Genomic DNA, 14,274 nt, shown 5'->3' with positions numbered 1-14,274 from the left:
GCGTCGTCTAACTAGCGTGTCAGGTGCGATGACGATGGAACTGCACGTGCCGGAGAACGAGCCGGAACCCGAGACCGCGGCCCGCGACGACGGAGCCGGGCGCGAGCGCGCGAACGAACGGGGCGGCGGGCGCAGGAAGAAACGGCGGGAGCCCCGGCCGCGCTGGCTCGTGATCACGGTCGGTGTGATCGTGACGCTGGTCGGCGTCGTCGTGGTGACCCCGCTCACGGTCGGTCTCCGCGTCTGGTACCAGGCCCGGCAGGACGAGCGGCCCCACTCGGACGCGATCATCGTGCTGGGCGCGGCGCAGTACAACGGCGTCCCGTCGCCGACCCTGAAGTGGCGGCTCCAGCACGCGCTGGAGCTGTACCAGCACGGCGTCGCGAAGCGCATCGTCACGGTCGGCGGCAAGGCGCCCGGCGACAACTTCACCGAGGCCGACTCCGGCCGCCGGTGGCTGGTCCGGACGGGCGGGGTGCCCGCCGACCGGGTGATCTCCGTCCCGGTCGGCCGCGACACCCTGCAGAGCTTCAAGGCCGTCGGCGCCGAGTTCCGCCGCCTCGGCCTGCACTCCGGCGTGATCGTCACCGACCCGTGGCACGAGCTGCGGGCCAAGCGGATGGCGTCCGACAACGGGATCGACCCCGCCGGCTCGCCGACCCGCAGCGGCCCGAGCGTCCAGACCCGCGACACCCAGTACCACTACATCGTCCGCGAGACCGGCGGGTACCTGTCCTACGTCCTGCTCGGGCGGAGCGTCCACACGCCGGACGAGACGATCAAGGGCGTCGTCCCGGACAACACCGCCACCCCGGCCACCCCGTCCCACTCGCCGGGGCACTGACGCCCGCCGTCCTACCTGGGCGGACCCTGCTGGTACGGGTCCTGCCCAGCCGGGTACGGCTGCCGGGCCGGGAACGCCGGACGGTGCTCGGCCGGGACGCCGTAGTGCTCCAGCAGGGCGCGCAGTTCCCCGGACGCGGCGGGGTCTGCGACGACGTGCGCGACGGCGTCCTTGACGTCGACCTCCGCGCCGGACGCGTCGCGCAGCACGATCGGGCCCTCCCAGGACAGGATCCAGCGGGCCCGCCGGGTCTCGACCAGGACGCCCTGCACCGCGCGGACCAGCACGTTCTCGACCAGCGCGCGGTCGCCGCCCTTGCCCTTCCAGCCGAGTTCACGCAGCTCGGCGGCCAGCTCGGGGATCCGTCCGGCGGCGACGGCGGCGACGGCTCCGCCGAGCGTCGGCTCCGGCGCGCCGTTGATCCGCTGCGCCGCGACCAGCAGGTCGCTGACGGCCTCGGCGTTCGCTCCGTTGTACAGGGCGCGCGCGGCGACCTCCTCCCACGGGACGGAGGGCAGGGCGAACACCTCGTTCGACGAGAGGGACGAGAGGTGCGCCTCGATGAAGCCTTCCGCGGCGGCCGGGTCGCGCAGGATGGTCGCGGCGGGACGGCCGTCCACATGGACAGCGCTCTCGGGCAGCCGGGCGATCGCGGTGAGCCGGTCCGGCAGGCTCGGGTGGGAGTCGTAGGGCGAGGGCTCGGCGCTGTTCGCCTCGGCCAGGAACCGCTGGCGCTGGCCGTTCATCAGATGCCGCAGGCCCCCGTACAGCTCGGTCGGACGGGCCTTGGCGGGGCCGATCAACGGCAGGTACTCCAACCGGTACGCCTCCCACGCGACGTCCACGATGCGCACCTTGGTCAACGCCTCGGACGCGGCGTGCCGCCCGGCGATCCGCACGGCGAACTCGTCCGCCTCCAGCTCCTGCCGCCGCGCCACCGCCTTGGAGACACGGAGGTACAGCTTGCCGTACCAGACGAACAGCCGCTGGACGGAGGGGTGGTCGTCGAGTCCGCCGATCGTCCGGCTGAGCGCGAGGTGTCCCCGGTAGGTGGGCTCGCCGAGCCGGAGGTGCGAGCCGCTGTAGTGGCCGAGCTCGTGCCCGAGGACGGCCGCGAGCTCGGCCCGGGTGAGCAGCACGAACAGCGGCCGCCCGATGAGCATCCGGCGCTTCTTGGCGCGCAGCCCGAGCCAGGACGTCTCCTCCGTGACGGCGGCGTTCACGTCCGGGATGACGCGGATCTCGTCCGGCGGCGCGGTGCCGGCGGCGGCGGCGAGGGCGGTGACCTCGCGCCACAGCTCCGGTTCGTCCCGCGGGCCGACGGCCCGGCCGCGGGGGGCGTCGACGCCGTTCCCGCGGCTGACCACGACCAGCGCGCGCAGCAGCGCCAGCGCCGCGACGGTCAGCACGAAGACGCCGTGGAGCGAGGCGACCTGCAACGGGCTCCTCAGGGCGGCCACGGCGGCCATGTCGGCGATCACGGCGGCGGCGAGGACGAGCCCTGCCAGGACGTAGAAGCCGGCGAGGAGGGTGAGCGCGAGGACGGCGCGCAGCGTGGTGGTCATGAGCGGTACCCCGGCAGACTCGCGGTCATGTGTACTCGCCTCGGTGGTGAGGGGGGTCGATGGTCGCGTCGGCGGGATCGAGGGGGCGGTGCGTACTCTGGGAGGAGATGAGCGTATACACCGACCCTGACCGCGCGCGCCGGGCTCCCGAGCCGCCCAAGCGCCGCGACCGAACCGCCTTCGAACGCGACCGGGCGCGGGTGCTGCACAGCGCGGCGCTGCGCCGGCTGGCCGCCAAGACCCAGGTCGCCTCGCCCGGCGAGCCCGAGCCCCTGGGGAACCTGCAGATCCTGCGCACCCGGCTCACCCACTCCCTCGAGTGCGCCCAGGTCGGGCGTGAGCTCGGCAAGTCGCTCGGGTGCGATCCGGACCTCGTCGAGACCGCGTGCCTGTCGCACGACATCGGCCACCCGCCGTTCGGCCACAACGGCGAGGTCGCCCTGGACGTCGTGGCCCGCGACTGCGGCGGCTTCGAGGGCAACGCGCAGAGCCTGCGCGTCCTGACCCGGCTCGAGCCGAAGTCGTTCGCCCCGGACGGGGAGAGCGTCGGCCTGAACCTGACCCGCGCCGCCCTGGACGCCGCGATGAAGTACCCGTGGACGAGGGCCGACGCGGTGAACGGCAAGTACGGCGTCTACGAGGACGACGTGGCGTACGCGCGGTGGGTGCGCGAGGACGCGCCGGAGGGCCGCGCGTGTTTCGAGGCCCAGGTCATGGACTGGAGCGACGACGTCGCCTACTCCGTCCACGACCTGGAGGACGCGCTGGTCGCCGGGCACATCGACTTCGCGCTGCTCGCCGATCCCGCCGAGCGGCGGCTGGTGTGCGAGACGGCCGCGAAGCTGTACTGCTCGGCGAGCCCGGGGCCGTCCGAGGCCGGCGCGTTGCCGGGGCACGGGCTGCCCGCGCGGAGGGCGCAGCCGGTCGTCGCGGACGTCGCGGAACTCGAGGAGCGCTTCACCGACCTGCTCGCCGAGCCGTACTGGCCGGACCGCTACGACGGCTCCACGCGCGCGCTCGCGGCGCTGAAGAACCTGACGAGTTCCCTGATCGGACGGTTCTGCGTCGCGGCCGAGGAGGAGACGCGCGCGGCCTATGGGGACCGTCCGCTCACCCGGTACGCGGCCGACCTGCTCGTCCCGCGCGCGCAGCGGCTGGAGTGCGCCGTGCTCAAGGGCATCACCGCGCACCACGTCTGGATCAGCCACGAGACCGAGCGCGCCCGCCAGCGCGAGCTGATCATGGAGCTGGCCGACCGCGTGATCGCCGGGGCCCCGGGCACCCTGGACCCGGTCTTCCGCGAGGCGTTCGAGGCCGCGGGAGGCGACTCCGGGCGGCTGCGCGCCGTCGTCGACCAGATCGCGTCCCTCACCGACACCTCGGCGGTCGCCCGCCACCGCGCCCTTGTCTCCCGTGGGGAGTCGGCGTAGTGAGTTAGGGACAGCCCGTGTCCGGGAGCCCACGCTAAGGAGACACGTCATGCCCGAGGGGACTTTCGTCATCGTCGGAGCGAGCCTCGCCGGCGCCAAGGCGGCCGAGACGCTGCGGCACGAGGGGTTCGAGGGCCGGGTCGTCCTGGTGGGGGAGGAGATCGAGCGCCCGTACGAGCGCCCGCCCCTGTCGAAGGGCTTCCTGCTGGGGTCGGATACGCGGGAGTCGGCGCACGTCCACCCGGCGGAGTGGTACGAGGAGAACCGGGTAGAGGTGCGCTTCGGGACGTCCGCGACGTCCGTGAAGCGCGACGCCCACGTGGTCGTTCTGTCGACGGGGGAGCGACTCGGCTACGACCGCTTGCTCCTGGCCACGGGATCGTCTCCTCGGAAGCTGGACGTGCCGGGCGCGAAACTCCAAGGCATCCACTATCTGCGCACGTTGGCGGACGCGGCGGTGCTACGCGAGGCGCTGTCTCCGGGAGGACGGCGCGTCGTGGTGGCGGGCGCGGGGTGGATCGGCCTGGAGACCGCCGCCGCGGCCCGTTCCTACGGCAACGACGTCACGATCATCGAACCGGACCCCGGCCCCTTGTACCGCCACCTGGGTCCGGAGCTCGGCGAGGTCTTCGCCGACCTGCACCGGCGGCACGGCGTGAACCTCCGCTTCGACCAGGGCGTGGCCGGGTTCTGGGGTGCGGGCCAGGTGTCGGCGGTCGTCTCGGACGGCGGCGCGGAGATCCCGGCGGACGTCGTCATCGTCGGCATCGGCGCCCGTCCGAACATCGCGCTGGCCGAGGAGGCGGGCCTTGTGGTCTCCGACGGCGTTCATGCGGACGCGAGTCTGCGGACGTCCGATCCGGACATCTTCGTCGCCGGCGACGTGGCGTCCCACTACCACCCGGTGCTGGGACGACGCGTCCGGGTGGAGCACTGGGCGAACGCCCTTTCCGGCGGCCCGGTCGCGGCTCGCGCGATGCTCGGCCAGGACGTCGTCCACGACGCGCTCCCGTACTTCTTCACCGACCAGTACGAGCTGGGCATGGAGATGTCGGGCCTGGCGTCCCCGGGCGAGTACGACGAGGTCGTCTACCGGGGCGAGCCCGGCTCCCTGGAGTTCATCGCGTTCTGGCTGTCGGCCGGACGGGTGGTCGCGGCGATGAACGTCAACGTCTGGGACGTCACCGACGACCTCCGCCGTCTCATCCGAAGCGAGACGCCGCCCGACCGGGCGCGCCTGACCGATCCGAAGGTCCCGATGGGCGAACTGGTCTGAGGGCTCCGGAAGATCGAAAACGGGTGATCGCGGTCATATGGTGTGCAGGTGACCGCTCTCGCCCCCCAGGTGCTCCCCGATGTCCGCACCGCGCGCCGCGCGGTCACCGTCGCCTTCCTCGTGCACGGGCTCTCCGCCGCCGCCTGGGTGGCGCGGATCCCGCAGATCAAGGAGCATCTCGGGCTGAGCGCCGGGACGCTCGGGCTGGCGCTGCTCGGGTCGCCGATCGGCGTCGTCCTCGCCACCCGCGTCGCGGGCCGGACGGTCGCGCGCTGGGGCAGCCGGACGACCATCCTCGCCGCCGGGACGGCCGCGGCGCTTTCCCCGGTGGCGCTCGGCCTCGCGGTGAACCTGCCGATGCTGGTCTGCGCGCTGGTGCTGCTCGGCGCGTCCCTCGGGCTGATGGACGTGTCGATGAACGCCCAGGGCGTCGCGATCGAACGCGGCTACGGGCGTCCGATCATGTCGGGCCTCCACGGCGTCTACAGCGTCGGGACGCTGATCGCGGCCGTCGTCGGTTCCGCCGCGGCCCACGCGCACGTGCCCGTCCGCGTCCACCTGACCGTCCTCGGCGTCCTCTACGCGGTCCTGCTGCTCACCTGCGCGCGCGGTCTCCTGGACCGTTCCGACCCGCACCTGGACGAGGAGCCCGCCACCGCCCTCTCCGACACCCTGGCCGACGACGTCGTGCCGGACGAGCACCAGCAGGAGACCGGGACCGGGACCGGGACCGGAAGGAGGACCGGCTTCCTGCTCGCCCTGCTGGGGGCGATCGGCCTCTGCTCGTTCGTCGGCGAGGGCGCGATGGCGGACTGGAGCGCGGTCTACCTGAAGGAGTCCCTGGGGGCCGGCGCCGGGCTCGCGGGCCTCGGGTACGCGGGGTGCGCGATCGCGATGACCCTCGGACGGCTGGCCGGAGACCGGATCATCGGACGGTTCGGGGCCGTCCGGGTGCTGCGGGCCGGGTCGCTGGTGGCGTGCTCGGGGCTCGGCGGCGGGCTCGCGATCGGGGAACCCTGGGCGGCTGTAACCGGATTCACCCTGTTCGGCCTGGGTGTCGCGGTGGTGGCGCCGGTCACGTTCAGCGCGGCGGGGAACCTGCCCGGGATTCCGGCGGCGCACGGGATCGCCCGGGTGACCACGACGGGCTACCTCGGCCTGCTCGGCGGGCCTCCGGTGATCGGGTTCGTCGCGCAGGGGGTCGGGCTGCCGTGGGCGCTGACCGTCCCGGCGGTGCTGTCGGGCATGATCGTCCTGCTCGCGGGGGCGACGCGGGCCGCTGATCGTTGACCTTTCTGTGATCAGGCTCGCGGCGATTATCCGGACCTGTCGGGTAATGTTCCGGCAAGTGAGCACCCTGCAGCGGTCAAGGCCAACCAAAGTGGCCATGGCTGTTCGTCCCTTCCGGCCGTTCCTGAGCGAACTGCTCAGTTTCGGCTTCGTGGGGTTCGTCGGCACGGTGATCACCATCGGCGGCGCGAACCTGATGCGCGCCTGGCTCGGCGGCTCCCCGGTGACGAGCGTGGTCATCCCGACGCTGGTGTCCACGGGGACGTCCTACCTGGCGAACCGCTACTGGACGTTCCGGCACCGCGACAGCGACGGATCCGGCCGCGAGTTCGCCATCTTCCTGACGCTCAACGGCATCGGCATGTTGATCCAGGTGCTGTGCACGGGCTTCGTCTACTACACGCTGCACCTGCACGGCGGCATCGCCTACAACCTCAGCCTGCTCGCCGGGCTCGGCCTCGGCTCGTGGTTCCGGTACTGGTCCTACCGCAAGTGGGTCTTCACCCCCACGGCCGCCTGACCCGGCCTTCCGACATCGAACCCCTCCCGGAGACCGGGAGGGGTTCTTTCGTCCCCGGCCTCAGGCCTCGCCGCGGGACATGCGGATGAGGCGGTCGAGGACCTGTCCGCCGCTCACGCGCAGCCCGTCGTGCTCCCACTCGTTGGTGACCCACGCGCGCGCGTTGCCGACGGACTGGACGGTCTCCATCGAGAGCTCGAAGTCCACGTACATGTCGTCGTGGTAGACGGCGGCGCTGACCGGGACGTCGTTGCCGCGCAGCCGCGCCGGGTCGTACAGCGCGGACCAGTCGTCGTGCTCGGCGAGCAGGTCGGCGGCCTCGCGCAGCGGGGCCAGGGACGGGTCGTCCGCGACCATCCACGGGTAGATCATCTCGCCGGTGAACAGCAGCGGGTCGCGGCCGTCCGGGTCCGGGGCGAACTCGGGGAACTCGGCGCGCAGGCGCTGCGCCGCCCAGCCGGTCGGGGTCGCGCCCTGCGCGTAGATCGGCTCGTGCAGGACGAGGTGGATCGGCGCGGCGGTGTGGCTGAGGTGCGTTCCGACCTGCTCCAGGAAGACCTCCGACAGTTCCGGTCCGCCGTCCGCGAAGGCGAGTTCCAGCAGGTAGTGCATGCGGTCGGCGCCGTCGCCCATGCCGAGCATGAGGCCGAGTGACTGGAAGCCCTCGACGGTGAGGCGGCGCCCGTTCGGCAGCCGCTCGTCGTGGTCCGCGACACGGCGCGCGATGTCGCGGACGAGGTCGATGTCGTCCGGGTAGCGCTCGTAGAACGCGGCGTTCTTGGCGGCGACGCGCGGGTACGTCCGGCGGTACACGTCCTCGGCGGTGGCGGTCAGGCCGGGCGTGCCGCCCGTGACCAGCGCCTCCCGGACGCCGTCCGGCGCGAACGACAGGTAGGTGTTCACGCAGAACCCGCCGTAGCTCTGCCCGAGGATCGTCCACGGGGTGCCGCCGAGCAGCTCGCGGCGGATCAGCTCGGCGTCCAGCACGATCGAGTCGGCGCGGAACCGGGTCAGGTACCGGGCCTGCTCGGCCGGGCCGCCGAGCTCCGCCAGCCGGCGCGCGGACACGGGCGTGGACAGGCCGGTGCCGCGCTGGTCCAGCAGCAGGACGCGGTAGTCTGACAGCGCCCGGTCCAGCCACCCCTCCCGCCCGGACGGCCGCTGCGCCCCGTACCCCGGCCCGCCCTGCAGGAACAGCAGCCACGGCAGGTCGTCGCGGCCGGCGTGCGCGGTCGCGACGACCTCGCGGGCGAACACCTCGATCCGCGGCCCGTCCGGGTCGTCGTGGTCGAGCGGGACTGGGAAGCGGTGTTCGGTGACGACGGTCCCGGTCTGGCGGAACGACGGACGGAACGGCCGGCGGACCGGCTCACGGAGGAACGAACCCATGCTCCGACCCTATGGGGCGGGAGCCGTCACCGGCCCGCCACCCCACAGTGCCGCTCCAGGGGACGTTCCCGCCGGTCAGCGGCCCGCCGGGACGATCTTCTCGACCTCGGCGCGCGCCTCGCCGAGGATGCCGGCGAGGTCCTGGCCGGGCCTCTGGGAGAAGATCACGTGGTCGATCCCGGCCGCGGCGAGCCGTCCGGCCGTCTCGACGGCCTGGCCGGCCGAGCCGTCGGCGGGCAGGACCGTCAGGGACGTCTTCTCGATGTCGGCGCAGTCGCGGCCCTCGCGCTCGCAGTGCTCGCGCAGCACCGCGAGCTTGTGCGGCAGCTGGTCGCCGTCGAAGATGTTGCAGGCGTCCGCGTACTTCGCGACGAACCGCAGCGTCTTCTTCTCGCCCATGCCGCCGACCAGGATCGGCGGGTGCGGACGGCGCACCGGCTGCGGCGCGTTCAGCGGACGCTCCGCCGTGACCCGCGTCCCCTCGAACGCGCTCTCGTCCCCCTTCCACATCTGGTGCGCGAGCCGGAGCGTGTCCTCCAGCAGCTCGAACCGCTCGGCCCTCGGCGGGAAGTTCAGGCCGAGCCCGCGCGCCTCCTCGTCGTTCCAGGCCGCGCCGACGCCGAGCCAGGCGCGGCCGCCGGACAGCACGTCCAGCGTCGTGACGGTCTTGACCAGCAGGCCGGGGGACCGGTAGCTCACGCCGGTCACCATCGTGCCGAGCGTGATGTCCTCGGTGAGGGCCGCCGCGTACGCGAGCGCGGAGTAGCCCTCGAGCATGGGTTCCTGGGCGGCTCCGACCGACTCGATCTGGAAGAGGTGGTCCATCACCCAGAGCGAGGAGAGTCCGCCCTGGTCGGCCTCGCGGGCGATCCGGCCGAACTCCGCCGCGATCCGCTCGGGGCCGCCGGGGAAGGTGAAGCTGGGTACCTGAAGTCCGATGCGCATGACACCGAGTCTCCGACCTGGAGTCCACTCCACGTCAAGCGTCGAGGTTGACCTGGAGCGGACTCCAGGTGGAATCCTTGCCGTGTGAGTTCCTACTCCCCGTCCGAGACCGCCGAGAAGAGCGGCTTCAGCATCGACACCCTCAGGTACTACGAGAAGATCGGCCTGCTGGACGGGATCGCGCGCAACGCGTCCGGTCGGCGGGTGTTCAGCGACGACGACCTCAGCTGGCTCGGGATGCTGCGCTGCCTCCGCGAGACCGGCATGCCCATCGCCGAGATGCTCCGCTACTCCGAACTCGCGCGCGGCGGCGAGGAGACCTTCGCCGAGCGCCTCGAGATCCTCCAGGACCACGACCGCCGCGTCGAGGAGCAGATCGGCCTGCTGCGCTCCCAGCAGAAGAAGATCCAGTGGAAGATCTCCTTCTACAGCGGCGGCACGGGGTCCGCATGACCCGCGGAAGGAAGTGACCCGCGGAGGGAGCCGCGGGACGAGGTGACCCGTTCGGCCGCGGCGCCCGGCGGGGCGGGCCGCCGACACGCGAGCGGTCGGCGCCCGGCCGGACGGGCCGCCGGGCCGAGCGGGGGTCAGCGCGCCGGACGCCAGGCGGGGTCGCGGCCCAGCAGGGCGAGCAGCCGCTCGCGGGGGGCATCCTCGCCCGCGGAGACCGGCGGTGCGAACGACGCCCCCGGACGCCGCGCCTCGGGATCGTCCGGCACGATCCGCGCGACCTTGAGGGACGCCTCGACGAGCTCGTCGTCCGGCTCCCAGGGCAGGTCCAGCGTGGCGGCGACGTCCCAGGCGTGGACGACCAGGTCGACCACGTGGAACGAGATCGCCAGCGCGCCGGGGAAGCCGCCGCCGCTGCGCACCTCGGGAAGGACGAACTCGCCGGTCAGGACGCCGTCGCCGGCGAACGCCTCGGTCACCAGCCGCCCGGACGCCACGACCGCCGCGTGCGGGTCGTCCCCGAGCGAGCCGCCGCGCCACGCCGCGAGGTCCTCGCCGCCGCCCCGGGCCGCGGCCGCGAACCCCTCGTCCTGGCTGACCTGGTGCCGGAGCAGGCCGTGCAGCGTCCAGTCCGGGCAGGGCGTCGGACGGGCCAGATCGGCCGCCTCGATCTTGGTGGTCAGGGAGGCGAAGAGGTCGAGCGCCCGGCGGTCCAGGTCGCGGAGGTCAGAGGAGAGCAGTTCGGTGAGCACGTCCATGGGCCTCACCCTAGGAACCCCGAATGGACCACGTACAGAGCCAATATCGACCTGTCCCACTAGGCCGATCTAGACTCCGCGAGGTGGACCCGCACATCACCCTGGACGACCGCCGCGACCTCACCGGAAGCCTGTACCGGCAGCTCAGGGACGCCGTCCTGGACGGCCGCCTCCGCGCGGGAGAGGCACTCCCGGCCACCCGTGAGCTGGCCCGCCGCCTCTCGGTGTCGCGCGGCACGGTCTCGGTCGTCTACGACCGCCTCGCCGCCGAGGGGTACCTGACGGCCCGCGTCGGCGCGGGCACGTTCGTCCGCGAGTCGGCCGTCCCCTCGCCGTCGCGGCACGCGCCCGCCGCGTCGCCGCTCCGCCCGCGTCCGGCCTGGACGGGCCTGCGCGCCTGGCCCTACCGGTACCAGGACGTCCCGTATGACCTGCGCGCGGGCCTCCCGGACACGCGCCTGTTCCCGTACGAGGCCTGGCGGCGGCTGATGGCGGCCGAACTCCGCCCCAGGACCCACGACATCGGCGACCCCGCCGGGCTGCCCGTCCTGCGCGAGGCGGTCGCCCGGCACGCCGGGGTGTCGCGGTCGGTCCGGGCGAGCGCCTCCGACGTGATCATCACGTCCGGCATCCAGCAGGCGCTCGACCTGGTCGGACGCGTCCTGCTCGAACCCGGCGCGCACGTCGCCGTCGAGGACCCCGGCTACCCGCCCGCCCACCTGCTGTTCCGATCCCAGGGCCTGCGCGTGACCGGCGTCCCGGTGGACGCCGAGGGCCTGCGCGTCGACGCCCTCCCGGACGACGCCCGCGCCGTCTACCTCACCCCGTCCCACCAGTTCCCGCTGGGCATGCCGATGTCGCTGCCCCGCCGCCGCGCCCTGCTCGACTGGGCCCGCCGCCGCGACGTCGTCGTCATCGAGGACGACTACGACACCGAGTTCCGCTACGGCGGCCGTCCGATCGAGCCCCTGCAGTCCCTGGACGAGAACGGCCGCGTCCTCTACCTCGGCACGTTCTCCAAGCTCATGCGCCCGGTGCTGCGCCTCGGCTTCCTCGTCGCCCCGCCCGCCCTGCACGAGGCGTTCCGGATGGCCCGGTACGTCACGTCCTGGCACGGCGACCCGCCCGTCCAGGCCGCCCTGGCGCGCTTCATCGACGAGGGCCTGCTCGCCCGTCACGTCCGCCGCTCCCGCCGTGCCTACCAGGAGCGCCACGAGCTCATCGCCGACTCCCTCGCCACCGCCTTCGCGGACCGGCTCACCCCCGTCCCGTCCGCCGCAGGCCTCCACCTGAGCGCCACCCTGACCGGCCCCTCCGACCTCCAGGCCGTCCGCGCCGCCGAGGCCGAGGGCGTCGCCCTCTTCCCGCTCTCCGACTTCGCCGTCACCCAGCCCCCCATGAACGGCCTGGTCTTCGGCTACGGCGCCATCCCCACCGCCGACATCCCCCAAGCCCTCACCCACCTCCGCCACGCCCTCGACGGCCTGGACGATCACGGGGGTGATCATCGGGAGGGCGGCGCGGGAGGCGGGGGCGCGTGATCGGGGCGGAGCGGCGCGGAATGTCCGGGGGCGCGCCTAGACTCGTTCGCTGTGGCAGGCCGGATTCGCAATGAGGACATAGCGCTCGTACGCGAGCGGTCATCGATCGACGCCGTGATCGGCGAGTACCTTCAGCTGCGAAGCGCGGGCGGCGGCAACCTGAAGGGGCTCTGCCCCTTCCATGACGAGAAGTCCCCCTCGTTCAACGTCACTCCCTCGCGAGGCCTCTTCTACTGCTTCGGCTGCGGGGCCGGCGGTGACGTGATCAAGTTCGTCCAGGAGATCGACCACCTGACGTTCACCGAGTCCGTCGAGCGGCTGGCCGCCAAGGCCGGCATCCAGCTCCGGTACGAGGAGGGCGGCGCGTTCCAGCCCCGGCAGGAGTCCGGGCAGCGGGCGCGGCTGGTCGAGGCGCACCGGGCCGCCGCCGAGTTCTACGCCGAGAACCTGCGCTCGCCCGAGGGCATGATCGGCCGCCAGTTCCTGTCCGGGCGCGGGTTCGAGGCGGCGGGCGCCGAGCGGTTCGGGGTCGGGTTCGCGCCGCGCGAGTGGGAGGCCCTGGTCCGCCACCTGCGCGGACGCGGGTTCGCCGACGCCGAGCTGATCGCCGGGGGCCTGGCCAAGGAGGGCCGCCGCGGGCCGATGGACCGGTTCCGCGGGCGGCTGATGTGGCCGATCCGGGACCTGTCCGGCGACGTCGTCGGGTTCGGCGCGCGCAAGCTGTACGAGGACGACGACGGCCCGAAGTACCTGAACACCCCCGAGACGCCGATCTTCCACAAGTCGAACGTCCTGTACGGGGCCGACCTGGCGAAGAAGGAGATCGCGCGGTCCCGGCAGGCGGTCGTCGTCGAGGGCTACACCGACGTGATGGCCTGCCACCTGTCCGGCGTGCCGACGGCCGTCGCGACCTGCGGGACGTCCTTCGGGGACGAGCACATCAAGATCCTGCGCCGGCTGCTGATGGACCAGGACGAGTTCCGCGGCGAGGTGATCTTCACCTTCGACGGCGACGCGGCCGGGCAGAAGGCGGCGCTGCGCGCGTTCGAGGGCGAGCAGAAGTTCGTCACGCAGACCTTCGTGGCCGTCCAGCCGGACGGCCTGGACCCGTGCGACCTGCGCGTCCAGCACGGCGAGGCGGCCGTGCGCGACCTGGTCGCCTCGCGCACCCCGCTGTTCGAGTTCGTCGTCCGGTCCAAGATCGGCGAGCACGACCTGAACACCACCGAGGGACGGCTCGCCGCGCTCGACGCCGCCGCCCCGATCGTCGCCCGCATCAAGGACCGCGCGCTCCGCCAGATGTACGCGGTCAACCTGGACCGCTGGCTCGGGATCATGGACGAGCGGTTCGTGCTCCAGCGCGTCCGCGACCTGTCCAAGCGCGACCAGGCCCGGCGCGGCGGCGGCCAGGGCGGCCCGGGAGGGCAGTCCCGCCAAGGCGGCAACGGCCAAGGGCAGGGCCAGGGGCAGTACGGTTCCAACGGTCAGCGTGGCGGTCAGGGCGGACGCGGCTACGGCAACGGCGGCAACGGCAACGGCCAGGGCGGCTACGGGGGTGGCGGCGGACGCCAGGGGTACGGCGGTGGCGCCGCGTCCGGCAGGCAGAACGGTCCGTCCGGCAATGGCGGGTATGGGCCGTCCGGGAACGGCGGTTACGGGCCGTCCGGTCCGGGACGGGACGAGCCGATGGCGGATTCGGGGAGGTCCGAAACCCCGGCCTTCGATCCGAACGATCCCGGCGTCGTTCTCGAGCGCGAGCTGTTGAAGCTGGTCGTGCAGCGTCCCGCCGTGGTCGGACCCGAGTTCGACCTCGTCCCGGGCGAGGCGTTCCTGGTGCCCGCGCACGCGACCGTCCGGGGGGTCATCGGCGCGATCGGGGGTGTCGCGGCGGCGGCGGACCCGGCCGAGTGGATCTCACGGCTTCTGGAGCAGGCCGCGAACACGCAGGTCAGAGACCTGATCACCATGCTCGGAGTCGAGCCGACACAGTCCGCGTCCGAATCGGATGACCGGTATGCCGCGGCATTGCTGGCCAGAATTCAGGAGCGCCTGCTCACCCGGCAGATCGGGGACGTGAAGTCTAAACTCGGACGGCTGAATCCGGCCGAGCAGGCTGAGGACTACCATCGGCTCTTCGGTGATCTTGTCGCGCTTGAGCAGCAGAGACGGGTGTTGCGGGAGCGCGGGCTTGGATAGCGGTAAGTCAAGAGACCGCAAAATGGGTCCTGTGATCTAGCCCCTCCATAACGCAGACTGTCCCCGTGGG

General features: G+C 72.8%; 12 protein-coding genes. 8 read left to right on the top strand and 4 right to left on the bottom strand.

Annotated features, from left to right (window positions below; translation table 11 throughout):
- The first annotated feature begins 28 nt into the window (after window positions 1–28).
- Window positions 29–844 carry a YdcF family protein gene (locus tag AB0L06_RS15185; protein WP_500231586.1) on the top strand — a complete coding sequence of 272 codons (816 nt, stop codon included), beginning with the start codon at window positions 29–31 and terminating at the stop codon, window positions 842–844.
- Between the two features lie 11 nt (window positions 845–855).
- Here the strand turns inward: AB0L06_RS15185 and AB0L06_RS15180 are convergent, their stop codons facing one another.
- Entirely contained in the window at window positions 856–2,409 is a 1,554-nt protein-coding gene (locus tag AB0L06_RS15180) for a M48 family metallopeptidase (RefSeq protein ID WP_500231585.1), read from the bottom strand.
- A 107-nt stretch (window positions 2,410–2,516) separates the two neighbouring features.
- Here AB0L06_RS15180 and AB0L06_RS15175 point away from each other — a divergent pair, with 107 nt between their 5' ends.
- The 4 genes from AB0L06_RS15175 to AB0L06_RS15160 all read left to right on the top strand — a co-directional run bounded on the left by AB0L06_RS15175 (window position 2,517) and on the right by AB0L06_RS15160 (window position 6,925).
- Window positions 2,517–3,839 carry a deoxyguanosinetriphosphate triphosphohydrolase gene (locus AB0L06_RS15175; protein ID WP_500231584.1) on the top strand — a complete coding sequence of 441 codons (1,323 nt, stop codon included), beginning with the start codon at window positions 2,517–2,519 and terminating at the stop codon, window positions 3,837–3,839.
- A gap of 49 nt (window positions 3,840–3,888) precedes the next feature.
- The gene (locus AB0L06_RS15170) at window positions 3,889–5,115 is read left to right on the top strand and encodes an NAD(P)/FAD-dependent oxidoreductase (RefSeq protein ID WP_500231583.1); all 1,227 of its coding nucleotides are present in this window, start codon (window positions 3,889–3,891) and stop codon (window positions 5,113–5,115) included.
- A 48-nt stretch (window positions 5,116–5,163) separates the two neighbouring features.
- On the top strand, window positions 5,164–6,405 hold the full coding sequence (locus AB0L06_RS15165; protein ID WP_500231582.1) for an MFS transporter: 1,242 nt from the start codon (window positions 5,164–5,166) through the stop codon (window positions 6,403–6,405).
- A 97-nt stretch (window positions 6,406–6,502) separates the two neighbouring features.
- Window positions 6,503–6,925, top strand: a complete 423-nt coding sequence (locus AB0L06_RS15160; protein ID WP_500231581.1) for a GtrA family protein — start codon at window positions 6,503–6,505, stop codon at window positions 6,923–6,925.
- 60 nt (window positions 6,926–6,985) lie between these two features.
- On the opposite strand, the gene AB0L06_RS15155 is transcribed toward AB0L06_RS15160, so the two are convergent.
- Window positions 6,986–8,314, bottom strand: coding sequence for an alpha/beta fold hydrolase (locus AB0L06_RS15155; protein ID WP_500231580.1), 1,329 nt, complete (start codon window positions 8,312–8,314; stop codon window positions 6,986–6,988).
- Window positions 8,315–8,389: 75 nt separating this feature from the next.
- Complete coding sequence (locus AB0L06_RS15150; RefSeq protein ID WP_500231579.1) at window positions 8,390–9,259, bottom strand: TIGR03560 family F420-dependent LLM class oxidoreductase; 870 nt, start codon at window positions 9,257–9,259, stop codon at window positions 8,390–8,392.
- Between the two features lie 84 nt (window positions 9,260–9,343).
- Here AB0L06_RS15150 and AB0L06_RS15145 point away from each other — a divergent pair, with 84 nt between their 5' ends.
- Window positions 9,344–9,712 carry a MerR family transcriptional regulator gene (locus AB0L06_RS15145; protein WP_500231578.1) on the top strand — a complete coding sequence of 123 codons (369 nt, stop codon included), beginning with the start codon at window positions 9,344–9,346 and terminating at the stop codon, window positions 9,710–9,712.
- Window positions 9,713–9,846: 134 nt separating this feature from the next.
- Here AB0L06_RS15145 and AB0L06_RS15140 read toward each other — a convergent pair whose 3' ends face one another.
- Window positions 9,847–10,467 (bottom strand): TIGR03086 family metal-binding protein, encoded by a 621-nt coding sequence (locus AB0L06_RS15140; protein ID WP_500231577.1) that lies wholly within the window; start codon window positions 10,465–10,467, stop codon window positions 9,847–9,849.
- Window positions 10,468–10,550: 83 nt separating this feature from the next.
- On the opposite strand from AB0L06_RS15140, the gene pdxR reads away from it, so the two are divergent.
- On the top strand, window positions 10,551–12,008 hold the full coding sequence (gene pdxR, locus AB0L06_RS15135; RefSeq protein ID WP_500231576.1) for a MocR-like pyridoxine biosynthesis transcription factor PdxR: 1,458 nt from the start codon (window positions 10,551–10,553) through the stop codon (window positions 12,006–12,008).
- A gap of 51 nt (window positions 12,009–12,059) precedes the next feature.
- Window positions 12,060–14,204 (top strand): DNA primase, encoded by a 2,145-nt coding sequence (gene dnaG / locus AB0L06_RS15130; RefSeq protein WP_500231575.1) that lies wholly within the window; start codon window positions 12,060–12,062, stop codon window positions 14,202–14,204.
- Window positions 14,205–14,274 lie beyond the last annotated feature (70 nt).

Source organism: Spirillospora sp. NPDC052269 (assembly GCF_040679435.1).
Lineage (GTDB): Bacteria > Actinomycetota > Actinomycetes > Streptosporangiales > Streptosporangiaceae > Spirillospora.
The sequence above is the reverse complement of the archived record's forward strand: the minus strand, read 5'-3'. Positions and strand labels throughout refer to the sequence as shown.

Excerpts from the sequence above, each read along its gene's own strand:
- AB0L06_RS15170 (WP_500231583.1), top strand. The coding sequence starts at position 3,889 with ATGCCCGAGGGGACTTTCGTCATCGTCGGAGCGAGCCTCGCCGGCGCC.
- AB0L06_RS15150 (WP_500231579.1), bottom strand. The coding sequence starts at position 9,259 with ATGCGCATCGGACTTCAGGTACCCAGCTTCACCTTCCCCGGCGGCCCC.
- AB0L06_RS15180 (WP_500231585.1), bottom strand. The coding sequence starts at position 2,409 with ATGACCACCACGCTGCGCGCCGTCCTCGCGCTCACCCTCCTCGCCGGC.
- AB0L06_RS15155 (WP_500231580.1), bottom strand. The coding sequence starts at position 8,314 with ATGGGTTCGTTCCTCCGTGAGCCGGTCCGCCGGCCGTTCCGTCCGTCG.
- AB0L06_RS15185 (WP_500231586.1), top strand. The coding sequence starts at position 29 with ATGACGATGGAACTGCACGTGCCGGAGAACGAGCCGGAACCCGAGACC.
- AB0L06_RS15140 (WP_500231577.1), bottom strand. The coding sequence starts at position 10,467 with ATGGACGTGCTCACCGAACTGCTCTCCTCTGACCTCCGCGACCTGGAC.
- AB0L06_RS15175 (WP_500231584.1), top strand. The coding sequence starts at position 2,517 with ATGAGCGTATACACCGACCCTGACCGCGCGCGCCGGGCTCCCGAGCCG.
- AB0L06_RS15160 (WP_500231581.1), top strand. The coding sequence starts at position 6,503 with ATGGCTGTTCGTCCCTTCCGGCCGTTCCTGAGCGAACTGCTCAGTTTC.